The organism is Leifsonia sp. Y878, from assembly GCF_057669685.1.
This window is the reverse complement of sequence record NZ_JBYHFS010000001.1, coordinates 936,439-951,913: the sequence shown is the minus strand read 5'-3', so window position 1 is coordinate 951,913 and position 15,475 is coordinate 936,439. Positions and strand designations below refer to the sequence as shown.

Below are 15,475 nucleotides of genomic sequence, written 5' to 3'. Positions count from 1 at the left end.
GTTGGTCCAGTCGGACCCGAACCTCACCATCACCTTCGAACGGACTATTGCTGTGCTCAGTGTGCAAGATCTCGAAATCCGAGTTGGAGCACGCGTGCTCATGGAGGGCGTGAATTTCCGCGTCTCCGCAGGCGACAAAATCGGTCTGGTCGGGCGTAACGGTGCGGGTAAGACCACACTGACCAAGACGCTTGCGGGGGAGACCCTGCCCACCAAGGGCAAGATCGATCGCATCGGTGAGATCGGCTACCTGCCGCAGGACCCGCGCTCAGGCGACCCGGAGATGCTCGCCCGCACGCGCATCCTCGACGCGCGTGGCCTCGGCACGATCGCGCTCGGAATGCATGAGTCGAGCCTGCTTATGGGCGATTCGGATGAATCTGTCAGCTCAGCCGCCATGCGCAAGTACTCCCGATTGACCGACCAGTTCAACGCGCTCGGTGGCTACTCAGCCGAGGCGGAAGCTGCGTCGATTGCCAGCAACCTGAGCCTCCCAGACCACATCCTCGACCAGCAGCTGAAGACGCTCTCCGGTGGACAGCGTCGACGCATCGAACTCGCACGCATCCTGTTCTCTGCCGCAGAGACGATGATCCTCGATGAGCCCACCAACCACCTCGACGCCGATTCAGTGGTCTGGTTGCGCGAATACGTCAAGAACTACCGCGGCGGATGCATCATGATCAGCCACGACATCGAGCTCGTCGGTGAGTCGGTCAACCGCGTCTTCTACCTCGACGCGAACCGCACCGTCATCGACGTGTACAACATGGGCTGGAAGCACTACCTGCGCCAGCGTGCATCTGACGAGGAGCGTCGCCGCAAGGAGCGCACGAACGTCGAAAAGAAGGCCTCGACCCTGCAGCTGCAGGCTGCCAAGTTCGGCGCCAAGGCCAGCAAGGCTGCCTCAGCGCACCAGATGGTTGCTCGCGCTGAGAAGATGCTCTCCGGACTGGAAGAAGTGCGCGCTGTCGACCGCGTGGCCAAGCTGCGCTTCCCAGAGCCTGCTCCCTGTGGGCGCACGCCGCTTATGGCGACCAACCTGTCGAAGAGCTACGGTTCCCTCGAGATCTTCACGGCCGTCGACCTCGCGATCGACCGTGGCTCCAAGGTCGTCATCCTGGGCCTGAACGGTGCCGGAAAGACCACCCTCTTGCGCATGCTCGCCGGCGTCGACAAATCGGACACCGGTGAGATCCTGCCCGGCCACGGCCTGCGTATCGGCTACTACGCCCAGGAGCACGAGACGATCGACGTCAAGCGCTCCGTGTTGCAGAACATGGTGTCGTCGTCGCCCAACATCACTGAGATGGAAGCCAGGCGCGTGCTCGGCTCGTTCCTGTTCACCGGTGATGACTCCAACAAGCTGGCCGGCGTGCTGTCTGGTGGCGAGAAGACCAGGCTCGCCCTGGCCATGATCGTTGTCTCCGGCGCCAACGTGTTGCTGCTTGACGAACCGACTAACAACCTCGACCCAGCCAGCCGCGAGGAAATCCTCGACGCCCTGGCGAACTATGCCGGCGCTGTTGTCCTGGTCAGCCACGACGAGGGTGCCGTCGAGGCGCTGAACCCCGAGCGCGTCCTCATCCTGCCTGACGGTGTTGAAGACCACTGGAACAAGGACTACCTCGACCTGATCACGCTTGCGTAGCAGGGTGTAGCAACACGAAGGGCCGGGAATCTGATTCCCGGCCCTTTCTGTCATGATGGCGCCATGCGTTATACCCCCGACTACATCGTCACAGACCCTGAGGAAGTCAAGCGGTTGATCCGCGAGAACCCCTGGGCAACCATCGTCTCCAGTACCGCAAAAGGACTGGTGGCGTCGCATTATCCGGTCATTCTGGAAGAGGATAGCGACGGCATCAGCATCGTCAGTCATGTCGGTCGTCCAGACGACCGCGCCCTTGAGCTGGGGGAGCACGAGGTCATGATCATCATCCAGGGCCCGCACGGCTACGTGTCGCCTGGCTGGTACGACGGCAAGCCGGCTGTGCCGACGTGGAACCACGTCACGGCGCACCTCTACGGCACGCCAGAGGTGCTGAGCGATGAGGAGAACTGGCGGATGCTCAGCACGCTCGTGCAGCACTTCGAACACAAGCTGCCAGAGCCCAACCTGCTCGAGGACAACGAAGAGTACGGCCGCCGCATCGTGTCTGGCACTGTCGGGTTCCGGCTGCTCGTCGACAGGTTCGAGGCTCGTGCAAAGCTCAGCCAGGACAAGACAGACGAGATCGTCGGCCATGTTGTTGCCGAGCTCGAACACGGCGAGAACTACGCTCACCCCGACCTCGCAGCGGAGATGCGCCGGGTGCACGACAAGTGAGCGCGTTTTGTTGAGACTGACCCGATGGCAGCGCCTGCGGATGACCGGCGCAGGTTATCAGCAGGTGCAAGCCCGTATTCTTGGGGACTTCGCGGTCATGCCGATGTCCGGCAATCGCTACACAGTCACACGAGTACAAAGGAACACCAGCACCAGTGGAATCATCTGCGACTGTGAGTCGTGACATCCAGGTCGGTTCGCCGGACGACATTCTCCGGCGGGTCAGCTTGGTCCCCGATCGAACGTATTTCCCCACCATGGACGAGCTCACCGCTCGCTTCGAGAAGCTGCACGCTGACAATCCGGAGTTGATCACAGCCCAGCGCATCGGAACCAGCCGTCTGGGAGAGGGCCTGTGGATGTACTCGATCGGGAATGGCAGCCTGTCGCACCTCGTCGTCGGCGGAGTGCACCCGAATGAGCCGGTCGGCGCCTGGACAGCCGTGCACCTGCTTGAGCAGCTCGTCACCGATGAGGAGCTCCGTGCCGGTCTCGATGCGCGCTGGAACATCGTGCCGTGCATCGATCCCGACGGCGCCAGGCTCAACGAAGGCTGGTTCAACGAACCAGGCGATCGTGGCAGCTACGCGCGGGCGTTCTACCGACCTGCACCCAACGAACAGGTCGAATGGACCTTCCCATGGGCCTATAAGAAGGCCTACTTCGACGCCATGCTCCCAGAGACGCAGGCGCTCGCTCGCGCCATCGACCTCACCAGGCCAGACCTCTACGTCCCGCTGCACAACGCGGAAATGGGCGGCGTCTACTACTACCTCACCCGCGACGTGCCGGAAATCTATGACCTGCTGGCCGCTGTGCCCGCGAGCCTTGGACTTCCCCTCGACAAGGGAGAGCCGGAAGGCGGGCATCTCAAGGAGCTCGCACCGGCCATCTTCATCACGGGCGCCCTGGAGGAGGTGTACGACTGGATCGAGTCCCTCGGCGGTGACCCGTTCCCGGCCGGCTCCGGCGGCAATGCCTCCAGCGACTACGCCCTGCGCTACGGCACGCTGTCGATGATCGCCGAGCTTCCCTACTGGAAGCATGCCGACGCCGACAACACCGTGCCGATCGAGGAGACGTATTCGTCGCTTCTCGCACGCACCGGTGAGACATTCGTTGACTTCGGGACAGAGCTGAACTCGCTGCTTGACCAGGCAGAGCCGATGCTCAGCCTCGACACCCCGTTCATCCGCGCATCCCGCGCCTTCGTGCCGATGATGACGTCGACAGGTGAGTCGAACATTGCTCGTTCGAAGCAGTCGGAATCCCAGCGCCCCGCAACTGTCGCCGAACGCTTCGGCTGCGAAGACCTGATTCACATGTTCCGGCTCCGATTCGGCGGAATGCTCCTGCGCGCGTTCGAGGCAGAAGTGAACGCGGGCACGGCGCCGGCAGAGCTGCGCCGCATTTCAGAGCGGATGCGTGACCTCTACACCCGGTGGCAGGCAGAGGCCGCGGCCGACAACGATGCTGATGATATTCCGATCGCCTCGCTCGTCGGAGTGCAGTACGGGGCGATCCTCACCGGCGCTGCGTATTTCGCTGGCACCCTGTAACGAGATTCGGGCGCGCGGGCCGTCTCGCTCAGCCCTGCCATCCCGCGGCACATTGCCGGTGAATCAGCGGTTGTGGCCGAGGAGCTCGTCTTCGATCTCGGCGTCGCTTCGCGGCTTGGCCGCCTGCTTGCGCGCCCGCTCAGCGGCACGATCCTGCTCGTCAGGGTCGAGCGCGTTGATCGTGCGGAACTCCTGCCTGGCTGCCCAGCCGAGACCCACGAATCCCATCAGGGCGAACACGAACCACTGGAACGCGTACGACAGGTGTGGGCCTTCGTCCCTGACCGGTCTCGTCACGGCCACCGGACGTTCGTCGGGCGCCGGGTCTTCGCTGGCCATCAGGCCGTATGCGCCGGTGTAGGTCGGCTTGTCGACGCGACCGGCGATGTCCTCAAGATTGATGGTGGCGATCTGGTTCCCGCTCGCGGTTCGGCCGGCAAGCGTCGGCTCGCCGGCTTTCAACCGGACGACGACGGTGACGGGGCCCGTCGGAGCCGCGGGGACGACATCCGGTGCGTCCTGTGCTTCACCGGTCGGAAGCCAGCCACGGTCGACGACAAAAACCGTGCCGTCGTCGAGCAGTAGCGGGGTGAGTACTTCAAAGCCCGGGTTGATATTCAGCGGACGGTTGCGTGCCAGAAGTTCCTGGTCAACCAGGTACGTCCCGGTCATTTCGACCTGGAGCCATTTCTGGGACTCGTCGAAGGAATCAAGGGCCGGCAGCGCCTCATCGAGCGCCACGGGGGTTGAGTCAAAGTTCGCGTCAACCCTGGCGATTTCTGCCTGGGCCTCCGCGCGCCGGGACAACTGCCAGGCGCCGAGCGCGCAACACACGAGCGCAAACACGATAGTGAGCGCCAGGTAGCCGGCCCATCGCCGGGAAACGAGGAATGACCAGCCCTTCACGCGTTGGTCACCTCTGTTGCGGCAGCGGATGCGGCGTCGCCGTGCAGCGGAGTCACGCGCAGCGGGAAGTCACGGGCGCTGATGAACTCGCGCAGGTAATCGACGTGTTCGTCGCAGGCTAGCCAGGTCTTCACTCTGTCCTCAGTGTGTATGCGGGGGTTGCGCCAGTCGAGTCGCCACGATGCCGGCTCGCGGCAACCTGCTCGCGAGCAGGTGTCGTGGTCAAGGTCCATGCCCTGCAGGATCACTGTCGCTTGCCTTCTGTTGAATCGCGGGGGTCATCCGCAGGCTGTCGTGGGCGCACGGGAAGGATTCCACCTGGCCGCTCCACCTGGCCGCCTCGCGGATCGGAGTGGACATTGGCCAGCACAACGGCAAAGTACGGCAGCACGATCGCGGCGGTTGCGAATACCAGCAGCCACCAGCCCTGCACGAAGAGCATCATCACGATGCAGACAACGCGCACACCCATCGCGATCGAATACTTGATCATTCGATTGCGTCGTTCGACCTCTGGGGAGAGGGGAAGGGATGTGATCGCCTGCTGCTTCATTCCAACTGTCGCTTCATCAAGGTGCTGCGGTTCGTACCGGTGCCTCTTAAGACTACGTCTCGCGGGAGTGTTCGAGCGCACGCCCTAAGCTGAACTCAGGTATGCGCGGCTGTGAATTCGCCGTGCCCAGATTGGATACAGGCATGACGACCCCCAGGACAGTACTCGTAACCGGTGGAAACCGCGGTATCGGCTTCGCAATAGCCGAAGAATTCGTGGCCCAGGGCCACAGGGTCGCCGTGACCGCTCGCTCCGGCGAGGGCCCGGCAGGAACCATTACCGTGCGTGCAGACGTGACGGATGCCGCATCCGTTGATGCCGCATTCACCCAGATCGAGGCCGAACTCGGCCCGGTCGAGGTTGTCGTCGCCAACGCCGGCATCACCAAGGACACCCTGCTCATGCGGATGTCTGAAGAGGACTTCACCTCCGTCATCGACACGAACCTCTCCGGTGCGTTCCGCGTGGTCAAGCGTGCATCAAAGGGCATGCTCAAGGCACGCTTCGGTCGCATCGTGCTGATCTCCAGCGTCGTCGGACTGTACGGCTCTGCCGGCCAGGTCAACTACTCAGCGTCGAAGAGCGGTCTGGTCGGAATGGCCAGGTCGGTGACCCGCGAACTCGGGTCGCGTGGCATCACCGCCAACGTGGTCGCGCCCGGCTTCATTGAAACGGATATGACGGCAGAGCTGCCTGAAGCGCAGCAGGCCGAGTACAAGCGCAACATCCCGGCCGGCCGCTTCGCCACGCCGACAGAGGTCGCGCGCGTTGTCACCTGGGTGGCGGGCGACGACGCCGGCTACATCTCCGGCGCCGTCATCCCCGTTGATGGTGGACTGGGCATGGGCCACTAGGCCCGCCAGTCGCTTCAGGCCCGTAGGCGCTTCCGCAGTTAGCCGCGGAGCCCGAGCACGGGAAGCAGCTGGCTCAGGTCACACACGTTCATGACCAGGTCGGCTTCGTCCTTCACGCGCGGCTTGGCGTTGAACGCCACGGAGAGACCGGCAACGGCCATCATCTCCAGGTCGTTCGCGCCATCGCCGACGGCGATCGTCTGGGGGAGTGCAATGCCGTCTTGCGCCGCCCACTCCCGGAGTGCGGCGGCCTTGGCGGCCGCGTCGATGATGGGGCCGACGAGGCCGCCGGTGAGGCGACCGTTGTCGACCTCGAGGCGATTGGCGCGCCAGTGGTCGAGGCCGAGCGATGCGCCGAGTGGGTCGAGCAGTTCGTGGAAGCCTCCTGAGACAACGCCGACGATGCTGCCGTGCTCGTGAAGTCCCGCGATCATGTCGTGCACGCCAGGCGTCGGCCGGATCTGGGCGCTGACGTCCGCGAAGACCGACGTGGGAAGGCCCGCCAGCGTGGCGACCCTGGCCCGCAGGCTCTCTGCGAAGTCCAGCTCGCCGCGCATGGCGCGTTCTGTCACGTCGGCAACCAGTTCACGTGAGCCAGCGGCATCCGCTAACAGCTCAATGACTTCGTCTTCGATCAGGGTCGAATCCGCGTCGAGAACGACGAGGAACCGGGAGGAATTGTGGGGGATGGGGCGATGAAGGGTGGAGCGGGTCACGGGTGTACTCGAACTCCCTTGCCAACGACGGTGATGCCGGAATCGGTCACACTGAACCCCCTGGCCAGGTCGCGCTGACGGTCGATACCGACCTGTGCTCCTTCTTCAATGACAACTTCCTTATCCAGAATTGCGCGATGCACGGTGGCATCGGGGTGAACCTGGACGCGATCGAAAATGATCGAGTCGACGATTTTTGCACCAGAACCAATTGTCACCCAGGGGCCGAGCACGCTGCGCTCAATGTGGGCGCCGGAGATGACGCATCCGAGCGACACCACTGAATCGATCATCGTGCCGAGCGCACCGCGTGCGTCGCGCACGAACTTCGCCGGCGGTGAGTTGAGCTGGCGGCTGAAGATCGGCCATGACTGGTTGTACAGGTTGAACACGGGCAGGGCGGAGATGAGGTCCTGGTGGGCTTCGAAGAACGAATCGATCGTTCCGACGTCGCGCCAGTAATAGCGATCCCTGTCCGTCGAACCCGGCACGTCATTGCGCTTGAGGTCATACACGCCGGCCTGGCCGCGTGCGACGAAATCAGGGACGATGTCGCCGCCCATGTCGTGGCTGGAGTCTGTCCGTTCGCCATCGCGGAGAACTGCTTCGATGAGGGCGTCCGTGTTGAAGACGTAGTTGCCCATCGAAGCGAATACCTCGTGCGGCGCGTCGGCGAGACCAACGGCATCCGTCGGCTTCTCGCGGAATTCTCGAATGCGATCCGGAGTGGCCGCGTCGACCTCGATGACTCCGAACTGGTCGGCCAGGCCGATCGGCTGGCGAATAGCAGCGACGGTGGCCTGGGCGCCAGAGGCCACATGGGCCTCAACCATCTGGCTGAAGTCCATGCGATAGACGTGGTCAGCACCGACCACGACCACGATGTCAGGTTTCTCATCGTGGATGAGATTGAGGCTCTGCAGGATGGCATCCGCTGAACCGCTGAACCAGCGTTTGCCGAGGCGCTGCTGGGCGGGGACTGACGCGATGTATGAGTTGACGAGGCCGGAGACATGCCAGGTCTGCGACACATGACGGTCGAGGCTGTGCGACTTGTACTGCGTCAACACCACGATCTGACTCAGCCCTGAGTTGATGAGGTTTGACAGTGCGAAGTCGATCAATCGATAGTGGCCACCAAAAGGCACCGCTGGTTTGGCTCGGTCTTCCGTCAGCGGCATTAGCCGCTTTCCCTCGCCACCCGCTAAGACAATGCCAAAGATCTTCAAAGGCTTCATGCCTTTACAGTAGGGCCAACCAGGCCATCTGAGGCATATGACTAACGTATGTGTCGGGCTTCGGCTGCGCTAGCTTTACTCCATGCGAGTAGACCTGCTGACGAAAGAGTATCCGCCGGAGATTTACGGCGGTGCTGGGGTGCACGTGACGGAGCTGGTGCGGGCGCTCCGCACCGAGATGGACGTGACAGTGCGGTGCTTCGGCGCCCCGCGAACTGACGCGCACACTGTTGCATACCCGGTGCCGGCGGAGCTTCGCGAGTCAAACGGTGCGCTTGCCACGCTGGGTGTCGACCTGCAGATGGCGGATGCCGTCGGGGGAGCCGACCTCGTCCACTCTCACACCTGGTACGCGAACGGCGCAGGCCACCTGGCCAAGTTGCTGCACGGCATCCCTCACGTCGTCACGGCACACAGCCTCGAGCCGCTCCGGCCGTGGAAGGCCGAACAGCTGGGCGGTGGATACCGTGTCTCCAGCTGGATCGAGAAGACGGCATTCGAAGCAGCGGATGCCGTCATCGCCGTCAGCGGCGGCATGCGTCGCGACATCCTCCGCTGCTACCCAGATCTCGACGAGTCGCGTGTGCACGTGGTCTACAACGGTATCGATCTCGATCGGTGGAAGCCGGTGCACGACCCTGAGCTGGTACGTTCCCTCGGCATCGACCCAGATCGCCCCGCTGTTGTCTTCGTCGGCAGAATCACTCGGCAGAAGGGCCTTCCGTACCTGCTGCGCGCTGCCGCGCTGCTGCCGCCTGACGTGCAGCTCGTTCTGTGCGCCGGTGCGCCAGACACGCCGGGGATCATGGCTGAGGTCACCGCAGGTGTCGAGCAGCTGCAGCGTGAACGCGACGGCGTCGTCTGGATCGACAGGCTGCTGCCGCACCACGAGCTCTCTGCTGTGTTGACCGCTGGCACCGTTTTCGTCTGCCCGTCGGTCTATGAACCGCTCGGCATCGTGAATCTCGAGGCAATGGCATGCGGGTTGCCGGTCGTCGGAACAGCAACCGGTGGCATCCCAGAGGTCGTCGTCGATGGCGTCACTGGACGACTGGTCCCCATCGAACAGATGGAGGACGGCACCGGAACCCCGATCCATCCAGACCGATTCGTGGCCGATCTTGCGGCGGCTTTGACCGACGTGCTCAGCGATCAGGCGAGGGCGGCCGAGATGGGCGCCGCAGGGCGAAAGCGGGCGGAGGTCGAGTTCAGCTGGACCAAGATCGCCACCAGGACACGGGAAATCTACCGGTCTCTCCGGTAGCGGGGTGCCGCGACGGACGACCAGCTGAAGCCCGATAACATGGCTGTATGGTCAACGTTCTTGAGCTCTCCGACGTGTCTGTCGTTCGCGGCGGCACCCCAATCCTGGATTCAGTGAGCTGGAGCGTCGACGACGATCAGCGCTGGGTGATTCTCGGTCCGAATGGCGCCGGGAAGACGACGATGCTGCAGATCGCTGCAGCTCTCGGCTACCCGACCAGCGGTACCGCTGAGGTTCTCGGCGAGCCGCTGGGTGGAACGGATGTCTTCGAGCTGCGTCCGCGCATCGGCTTCGCGTCGACCGCGCTGGCACGCAAGGTTCCGGGTGCAGAGCGAGTGCTCGACGTGGTGATGACCGCCGCGTACTCCGTGACCGGCCGCTGGAACGAAGAGTACGAAGAGATCGACGAACGTCGTGCACAGCGCGTGCTGTCAGAGTGGAAGCTCGATCACCTGGGCGAACGCACGTTCGGCACCCTGAGTGATGGTGAACAGAAGCGGGTGCAGATTGCCCGCGCGGTCATGACAGACCCTGAGCTCCTCCTGCTCGACGAACCGGCCGCAAGCCTTGACCTGGGCGCACGGGAAGAGCTGTTGCAGCTGCTGGGCGGCTACGCCAGTTCGCCCAACGCCCCCGCCATCGTCATGGTCACTCATCACGTCGAAGAAATTCCTCGCGGCTTCACCCATGTGCTTCTGCTCAAGGCCGGTCGTATCGTCGCTGCAGGCCCGCTGGCGGATGCGCTGACCTCCGAGACGCTGAGCGACACCTTCGGCATGACCATCGAGCTCTCAGAGGCCGATGGCCGCTACACGGCTCGCGCTCACGAATAGTCCGCTCAATGTCGGCCGAATCAATCGGCTTCTGCTAAACTCAGTAGCTGGCCCTGTGGCCGGACAACTTTTTCGCCGTGTTTGGCGAGACAGAACTCACCAATCGCAGTTTTCATTCATCAAATCGCAACAAGGAAGTCTTCATGAAGTCTGACATTCACCCCGAGTACGCTCCCGTGGTTTTCCGCGACCTCGCGTCGGGCGCGACGTTCCTGACCCGTTCGACGGTCTCCAGCTCGAAGACCATCGAGTGGGAAGACGGAACCACGTACCCCGTGATCGACGTTGAAATCTCTTCGGAGTCACACCCGTTCTACACGGGCAAGCAGCGCATCATGGACTCCGCCGGACGCGTTGAGAAGTTCAACTCGCGCTACGCGGGTTTCGGTAAGTAACTCTTCCGCACGCGAACACCGCGTACGAGAAAGGGCGACCAGCTTCGGCTGGTCGCCCTTTTTGCGTGTCTCGCCGGTAGCGAGCCGAGTTGACTCCCTGGGGGAGCCAACTCAACCGGGGGAGCGCTAGCTCAACGCTCCGGCCAGCCGCCGTGTGCAATGAACTCTGGGTCGCGGGCGCGACGCATGTACTCCTGGAAGCTTGCGGCCTGCTCGGCAGACCACGTCACCTGCAGGGCGTGCAGTTCGGCGGCTGTAGCCGGCAACAGGGCTCCATGCGTGCGAGCGATGGCCTGGGCGACGCGGCCGGCGGCAATGGCATCCGCCCCTGAGTCGTGAGCATCCTCGAGGATAACCCCGTAGAACTCGGACGTGACCGTCAGCGTGCGCTTGCCCTTGCGGTAGCGGTCGACAGCCTTGTCGATCACCAGCGGGTCGATGACGGGTGACGGCGTGACCAGCGGGCGGATGCCGTGACGCATCGCCTCCCGGTTGAGCAGGGTGAGGTCGTATGGCGCGTTGTACGCCACCAGGGGCAGAGAACGATCCAGGGCGGACTTCAGGGCGGCGACGATCTCTGCAACGCCTGTGGCAGCATCCTGGCCGTGCTGCCTGGCGTGCTCCGTGGTGATGCCATGCACGTTCGTGGCCTGTTCGGGAATGTCGATCACAGGGTCGAGCAACCAGTCGGTGCGCTCAAGCACCACGCCGTCGGCGTTGATGACCGCCACGGTCGCCGTGACGATCCGACTCGTCTCCACGTCTATGCCCGTGGTCTCGAGGTCGAAAACGGCCAGTGTGTCGCTCCATGTGCTCATACCCAAAGCCTACGGGCGACCCCTGACAGAACCGGCCAGGCACACACGAGGATCGTGTGGTACCTGGCCGGTGTAAAACGTCGGCTGGTTAGCCGCCGTGCCCGTTAACCGCAGTGCAGCCAGTAGAAGCTCTGCGCGCCCAGCGTCAGGGTCAGAGACCCGTCGTCATCGAAGCTGGGGAACACGGCGCCGCCAAAGAGGTCGTACAGGCGGGTGCCCGCCATGTCCGCGTCTTCGATCTTGAACGCCACCGGGTTGTGGGCGAAGCTGAACACGCAGAGCACGGTCTCCGGCTGGTCGCCGTAGCGAGTGCCCGTGCCGTCGTACTCGCGGATGAACGCCAGTACTGACTCATGGTTGGTGTTCAGCACCCTGATCGTGCCCAGACCGAATACCGGGTGCGCCTTCCGCACGTGAATCACGTTGCGCACCCAGTGCAGCAGCGAACCCGACTGTGCCAGCTGGGTCTCGACGTTGGTCTGCGTGTAGTTGTAGACCAGCGACTGTACGACAGGCAGGTAGAGCTTGCCTGGATCGGCGGCCGAGAAGCCGGCGTTGCGGTCGGGCGTCCACTGCATGGGCGTACGCGAACTGTCGCGGTCGGGGAGCCAGATGTTGTCTCCCATGCCGATCTCATCGCCGTAGTACAGGAACGGGCTGCCAGGCAGGGCGAACAGCAGGGCGTGGGCGAGTTCGAGTTCAGCGCGCGAGTTGTCGAGCAAGGGAGCGAGGCGACGACGGATGCCGATGTTGGCGCGCATCCGCGGGTCGTATGCATACCAGCCGTACATTGCCTGGCGGTACTCCTCGCTGACCATCTCAAGGGTCAGCTCGTCGTGGTTGCGCAGGAAGACGCCCCAGCCGGCGCCCTCTGGGATGTCTGTGGTCTCAGAGAGCACTCGCACCAGTTCTGCGGCCTGCTGGGAGCGCAGCGAGTAGAAGATGCGCGGCATGACGGGGAAGTCGAATGCCATGTGGCACTCCGGTTCTTCCTCTGTGCCGAAGAACGCGGCAACTTCACGTGGCCACTGGTTCGCCTCTGCGATCATGATGCGGCCCGGGTAGTCCCGGTCGACCATTGCGCGCAGTTTCTTGATGAATTCGTGCGTCGGCGGCTCGCCCTCGCCGTTTCCCTCTTCTGACTCGTACAGGTATGGAATGGCGTCGAGACGGAATCCGTCAACACCGAGGTCAAGCCAGAACCTGACGATTTCGAACAGCGCGTCGTGCACAGCCGGGTTGTCGAAGTTGAGGTCTGGCTGGTGCGAGAAGAAGCGGTGGAAGAAGAACTGGCGGCGCACCGGATCGAACGCCCAGTTCGATTCTTCGGTGTCGGTGAAGATGATGCGGATGTTCGGGTACTTCTCGTCGTCGTCGTTCCAGACGTAGAAGTCGCCGTACGGGCCCTCTGGGTCTTCCCGAGACTGCTGGAACCACTCGTGCTGGTCTGACGTGTGGTTCAGCGGCAGGTCGATCACGACGCGCATGTTGCGCTCGTGGGCCTTCGTGACGAGGTCCTTGAATTCGTCGAGGGTGCCGAACTCTGGCAGGATCGCGCGGTAGTCGGCAACGTCGTATCCGCCGTCTTTCAACGGGGAGTTGAAGAAGGGGGGAATCCAGAGGGCATCGATGCCCAGCCACTGCAGGTAGTCGAGCTTGGAGACGAGGCCGGCCAGGTCTCCAGAACCATCCGAATTGCTGTCTACGAATGACCGCACCATCACCTCATAGAACACGGCGCGTCGGAACCATTGCGGGTCGAAGGCCAGTCCGGGAAGTTGGATGGGTGCGGTAAAGCTCACGTCGATCCTTTCGGCCCGATTACGGGCGCAGGCTGAGAGAAAGTGTTGGGACGAGTCTAGGTCGCTGAATGTGGCGTTTGTACAGTTCCAGCCGTGTCTGCATGCCTAAACTTAGGCGTGATGATCGTACCTTCGCCATTTGCAGGGCAACTAGCCCAGATTCCCGTACGGACGGGCTCAGCATCCGTCTTGGGCAGCAGTACCCACTTCTGGGATTACGGTGACCCTGCCGCAGCGACGACGATCGTGATGGTTCACGGTTTTCGTGGTGATCACCATGGGTTGGAGCCGGTCGTCGCCCAGCTGTCCGGGTACCGGATCATCTCGCCCGACCTGCCTGGGTTTGGCGAATCGACGCCCCTGACGGCGGTCGCCCATGACATTCCCGGCTACAGCGCGTGGCTCGGCGAATTCATCGCACAGCTTCAGCTCACCGGCCCCGTCGTCATTCTCGGCCACTCGTTCGGCTCGATCATTGTCTCTGGCGCGGTCGCTGGCGGGTTGCCCGCTGACCGCGTGATCCTGGTCAACCCGATTGCGGCCCCCGCCCTGTCAGGGCCGCGCGGCATCCTGACCCGACTGGCCGTCTTCTACTACTGGGCCGCCGCCGCGCTGCCGGAGCGGGCAGGCTTTGCGCTGCTCCGCAATCCGCTCATCGTGCGCATCACGAGCCTGGCCATGGTGAAAACCAAGGACAAGTCGCTCAGGCGTTGGATCCACAACCAGCACGACAGGTACTTCTCTGCATTCTCAGACCGACGCGTCGTGATGGAAGCCTTCACGGCATCCGTGGGAAACGACGTCAGCGAATTCGCTGCCCGCATCGCGCAGCCGACCCTGTTGATTGCTGCCGAAAAAGACGACATCACCGCGGTGCCAGCCCAGTACCGTCTGCAGAAGCTGTTTCCGAACGCAGAGCTGCGCGTGATTTCTGATGTCGGCCATCTCATCCACTACGAGGTTCCGGCCCAGGCGGCCGCCCACGTACAGAGCTTCCTGGCGGTGACCCCAGAATGAGGATCGTTTTCGACTGCCGGTACACCCGCTTCGACCAGCACGACGGCATCAGCCGGTATACAGCCGGCATCGTCTCAGAGCTGGCGAAGCTGCATCCCGTCACCATGCTGATCAGCGACCACCGCCAGCTTGACCTGCTGCCTGCGCTGCCGTGGGAGATCGTCAGGCCGCCGACGAGTGTGATGGAACCATTCATGGCGCGCACTCTCAACCGGCTGAAGCCCGACGTGGTGTTCAGCCCCATGCAGACCATGGGTTCGTGGGGTCGCACATACACGCTGCTGCTGACGGTGCACGACCTCATCTACTACACCAATCGCACACCACCGCGAAACCTGCCGTGGCCGATCAGGGGCTTGTGGCGCCTGTATCACCTGTCGTGGTGGCCACAGCGGATGCTGCTGAATCGCGCCGACGCCGTCGTCACTGTTTCGGAGACAACCAAGAAGCTCATTGAGCAGCACAACCTCACGAGCAAGCCCATCACCGTCGTGTCGAACGCGGCCACGCCACCGGCCGGTTCGAGTGGCTCGAGCCTTGACCGCACGATGCCGGCGTCGGGGATTCTCGTGTACATGGGCTCGTTCATGCCGTACAAGAACGTGGACGCGCTCGTGCGCGCCGCCGCAGCGTTGCCCGGCTACACGCTGCACCTCATGAGCAGGGTCGACGATGCAGAGCGCACGCGCCTGACGGCTCTCGCCCCGCAGGCAAACCTGGTGTTCCACAATGGCGCAACGGATGCCGAATACCTCGAGTTGTTGCAAGAGGCCACTGCCCTCGTCACGGCATCACGCGATGAAGGATTCGGGATCCCGCTCGTCGAAGCGATGAACGTCGGCACGCCCGTGATTACCAGCGACATCGCGATCTTCCGCGAAATCGGGGGAGAGGCCGCGCTCTACTTCAATCCGGATTCTCCCGACGAGCTCGCCGCCAGGGTGCTGCAGCTGAGCACACCAAGCGAATGGGAGACTCGCTCGAAGCGATCTGTCACCCAGGCGTCACAGTTCACCTGGGCGCGTTCGGCGAAGACGCTGCTGGCTGCACTGACGGACACTGTGGCCGCGCGCCGTGGTGCGGGCTCCGCCGCCGCCGCGGTAGCCGCGTCACCAACGACGGCAACTGCCGCGACAACCGACTAGTCGCTGGCGCCGGCCTGTGCCCGCGATCTGCGCGCGAGGTCCCAAG

Annotated in this window: 16 protein-coding genes; 9 read left to right on the top strand and 7 right to left on the bottom strand. The window is 63.3% G+C overall.

Annotated features, from left to right (window positions below):
• Positions 1-52: 52 nt before the first annotated feature.
• The 3 genes from AC25Y4_RS04470 to AC25Y4_RS04460 all read left to right on the top strand — a co-directional run bounded on the left by AC25Y4_RS04470 (position 53) and on the right by AC25Y4_RS04460 (position 3,888).
• The gene (locus AC25Y4_RS04470) at positions 53-1,651 is read left to right on the top strand and encodes an ABC-F family ATP-binding cassette domain-containing protein (protein ID WP_488119526.1); all 1,599 of its coding nucleotides are present in this window, start codon (positions 53-55) and stop codon (positions 1,649-1,651) included.
• Between the two features lie 63 nt (positions 1,652-1,714).
• Positions 1,715-2,329, top strand: coding sequence for an FMN-binding negative transcriptional regulator (locus tag AC25Y4_RS04465; protein ID WP_488119156.1), 615 nt, complete (start codon positions 1,715-1,717; stop codon positions 2,327-2,329).
• Between the two features lie 173 nt (positions 2,330-2,502).
• Positions 2,503-3,888 carry a M14 family zinc carboxypeptidase gene (locus AC25Y4_RS04460; RefSeq protein ID WP_488119155.1) on the top strand — a complete coding sequence of 462 codons (1,386 nt, stop codon included), beginning with the start codon at positions 2,503-2,505 and terminating at the stop codon, positions 3,886-3,888.
• Between the two features lie 63 nt (positions 3,889-3,951).
• On the opposite strand, the gene AC25Y4_RS04455 is transcribed toward AC25Y4_RS04460, so the two are convergent.
• The 3 genes from AC25Y4_RS04455 to AC25Y4_RS04445 are packed head-to-tail and all read right to left on the bottom strand — an operon-like array spanning position 3,952 to position 5,347.
• Positions 3,952-4,794: an SURF1 family cytochrome oxidase biogenesis protein gene (locus tag AC25Y4_RS04455; RefSeq protein WP_488119154.1), complete on the bottom strand. Its 843-nt coding sequence runs from the start codon at positions 4,792-4,794 to the stop codon at positions 3,952-3,954.
• Positions 4,791-5,027 (bottom strand): hypothetical protein, encoded by a 237-nt coding sequence (locus AC25Y4_RS04450; RefSeq protein WP_488119525.1) that lies wholly within the window; start codon positions 5,025-5,027, stop codon positions 4,791-4,793. The genes AC25Y4_RS04455 and AC25Y4_RS04450 overlap by 4 nt, the downstream gene beginning before the upstream one ends.
• Before the next feature lie 11 nt (positions 5,028-5,038).
• Entirely contained in the window at positions 5,039-5,347 is a 309-nt protein-coding gene (locus AC25Y4_RS04445) for a DUF3099 domain-containing protein (protein ID WP_488119153.1), read from the bottom strand.
• 143 nt (positions 5,348-5,490) lie between these two features.
• Between AC25Y4_RS04445 and AC25Y4_RS04440 the strand changes: the two genes are divergently transcribed.
• Positions 5,491-6,201 (top strand): beta-ketoacyl-ACP reductase, encoded by a 711-nt coding sequence (locus AC25Y4_RS04440; RefSeq protein WP_488119152.1) that lies wholly within the window; start codon positions 5,491-5,493, stop codon positions 6,199-6,201.
• 38 nt (positions 6,202-6,239) lie between these two features.
• On the opposite strand, the gene serB is transcribed toward AC25Y4_RS04440, so the two are convergent.
• Both serB and glgC read right to left on the bottom strand, forming a co-directional pair.
• Entirely contained in the window at positions 6,240-6,917 is a 678-nt protein-coding gene (serB, locus tag AC25Y4_RS04435) for a phosphoserine phosphatase SerB (RefSeq protein WP_488119151.1), read from the bottom strand.
• The gene (glgC, locus tag AC25Y4_RS04430; RefSeq protein WP_488119150.1) at positions 6,914-8,155 is read right to left on the bottom strand and encodes a glucose-1-phosphate adenylyltransferase; all 1,242 of its coding nucleotides are present in this window, start codon (positions 8,153-8,155) and stop codon (positions 6,914-6,916) included. Before glgC ends, serB begins: the two co-directional genes overlap by 4 nt.
• Positions 8,156-8,237: 82 nt before the next feature.
• Between glgC and glgA the strand changes: the two genes are divergently transcribed.
• The 3 genes from glgA (at position 8,238) to AC25Y4_RS04415 (ending at position 10,647) form a co-directional block, all read left to right on the top strand.
• Positions 8,238-9,419, top strand: coding sequence for a glycogen synthase (gene glgA / locus AC25Y4_RS04425; protein ID WP_488119149.1), 1,182 nt, complete (start codon positions 8,238-8,240; stop codon positions 9,417-9,419).
• A 47-nt stretch (positions 9,420-9,466) separates the two neighbouring features.
• Positions 9,467-10,252 (top strand): ABC transporter ATP-binding protein, encoded by a 786-nt coding sequence (locus tag AC25Y4_RS04420; protein ID WP_488119148.1) that lies wholly within the window; start codon positions 9,467-9,469, stop codon positions 10,250-10,252.
• A gap of 143 nt (positions 10,253-10,395) precedes the next feature.
• The gene (locus AC25Y4_RS04415; RefSeq protein ID WP_414803448.1) at positions 10,396-10,647 is read left to right on the top strand and encodes a type B 50S ribosomal protein L31; all 252 of its coding nucleotides are present in this window, start codon (positions 10,396-10,398) and stop codon (positions 10,645-10,647) included.
• Between the two features lie 131 nt (positions 10,648-10,778).
• Here the strand turns inward: AC25Y4_RS04415 and AC25Y4_RS04410 are convergent, their stop codons facing one another.
• The gene (locus tag AC25Y4_RS04410; RefSeq protein WP_488119147.1) at positions 10,779-11,465 is read right to left on the bottom strand and encodes an exonuclease domain-containing protein; all 687 of its coding nucleotides are present in this window, start codon (positions 11,463-11,465) and stop codon (positions 10,779-10,781) included.
• 104 nt (positions 11,466-11,569) lie between these two features.
• The gene (treS, locus tag AC25Y4_RS04405; protein ID WP_488119146.1) at positions 11,570-13,267 is read right to left on the bottom strand and encodes a maltose alpha-D-glucosyltransferase; all 1,698 of its coding nucleotides are present in this window, start codon (positions 13,265-13,267) and stop codon (positions 11,570-11,572) included.
• A gap of 120 nt (positions 13,268-13,387) precedes the next feature.
• On the opposite strand from treS, the gene AC25Y4_RS04400 reads away from it, so the two are divergent.
• Positions 13,388-14,284 carry an alpha/beta fold hydrolase gene (locus tag AC25Y4_RS04400; RefSeq protein WP_488119524.1) on the top strand — a complete coding sequence of 299 codons (897 nt, stop codon included), beginning with the start codon at positions 13,388-13,390 and terminating at the stop codon, positions 14,282-14,284.
• Complete coding sequence (locus AC25Y4_RS04395; protein WP_488119145.1) at positions 14,281-15,429, top strand: glycosyltransferase family 4 protein; 1,149 nt, start codon at positions 14,281-14,283, stop codon at positions 15,427-15,429. The genes AC25Y4_RS04400 and AC25Y4_RS04395 overlap by 4 nt, the downstream gene beginning before the upstream one ends.
• Positions 15,430-15,475 lie beyond the last annotated feature (46 nt).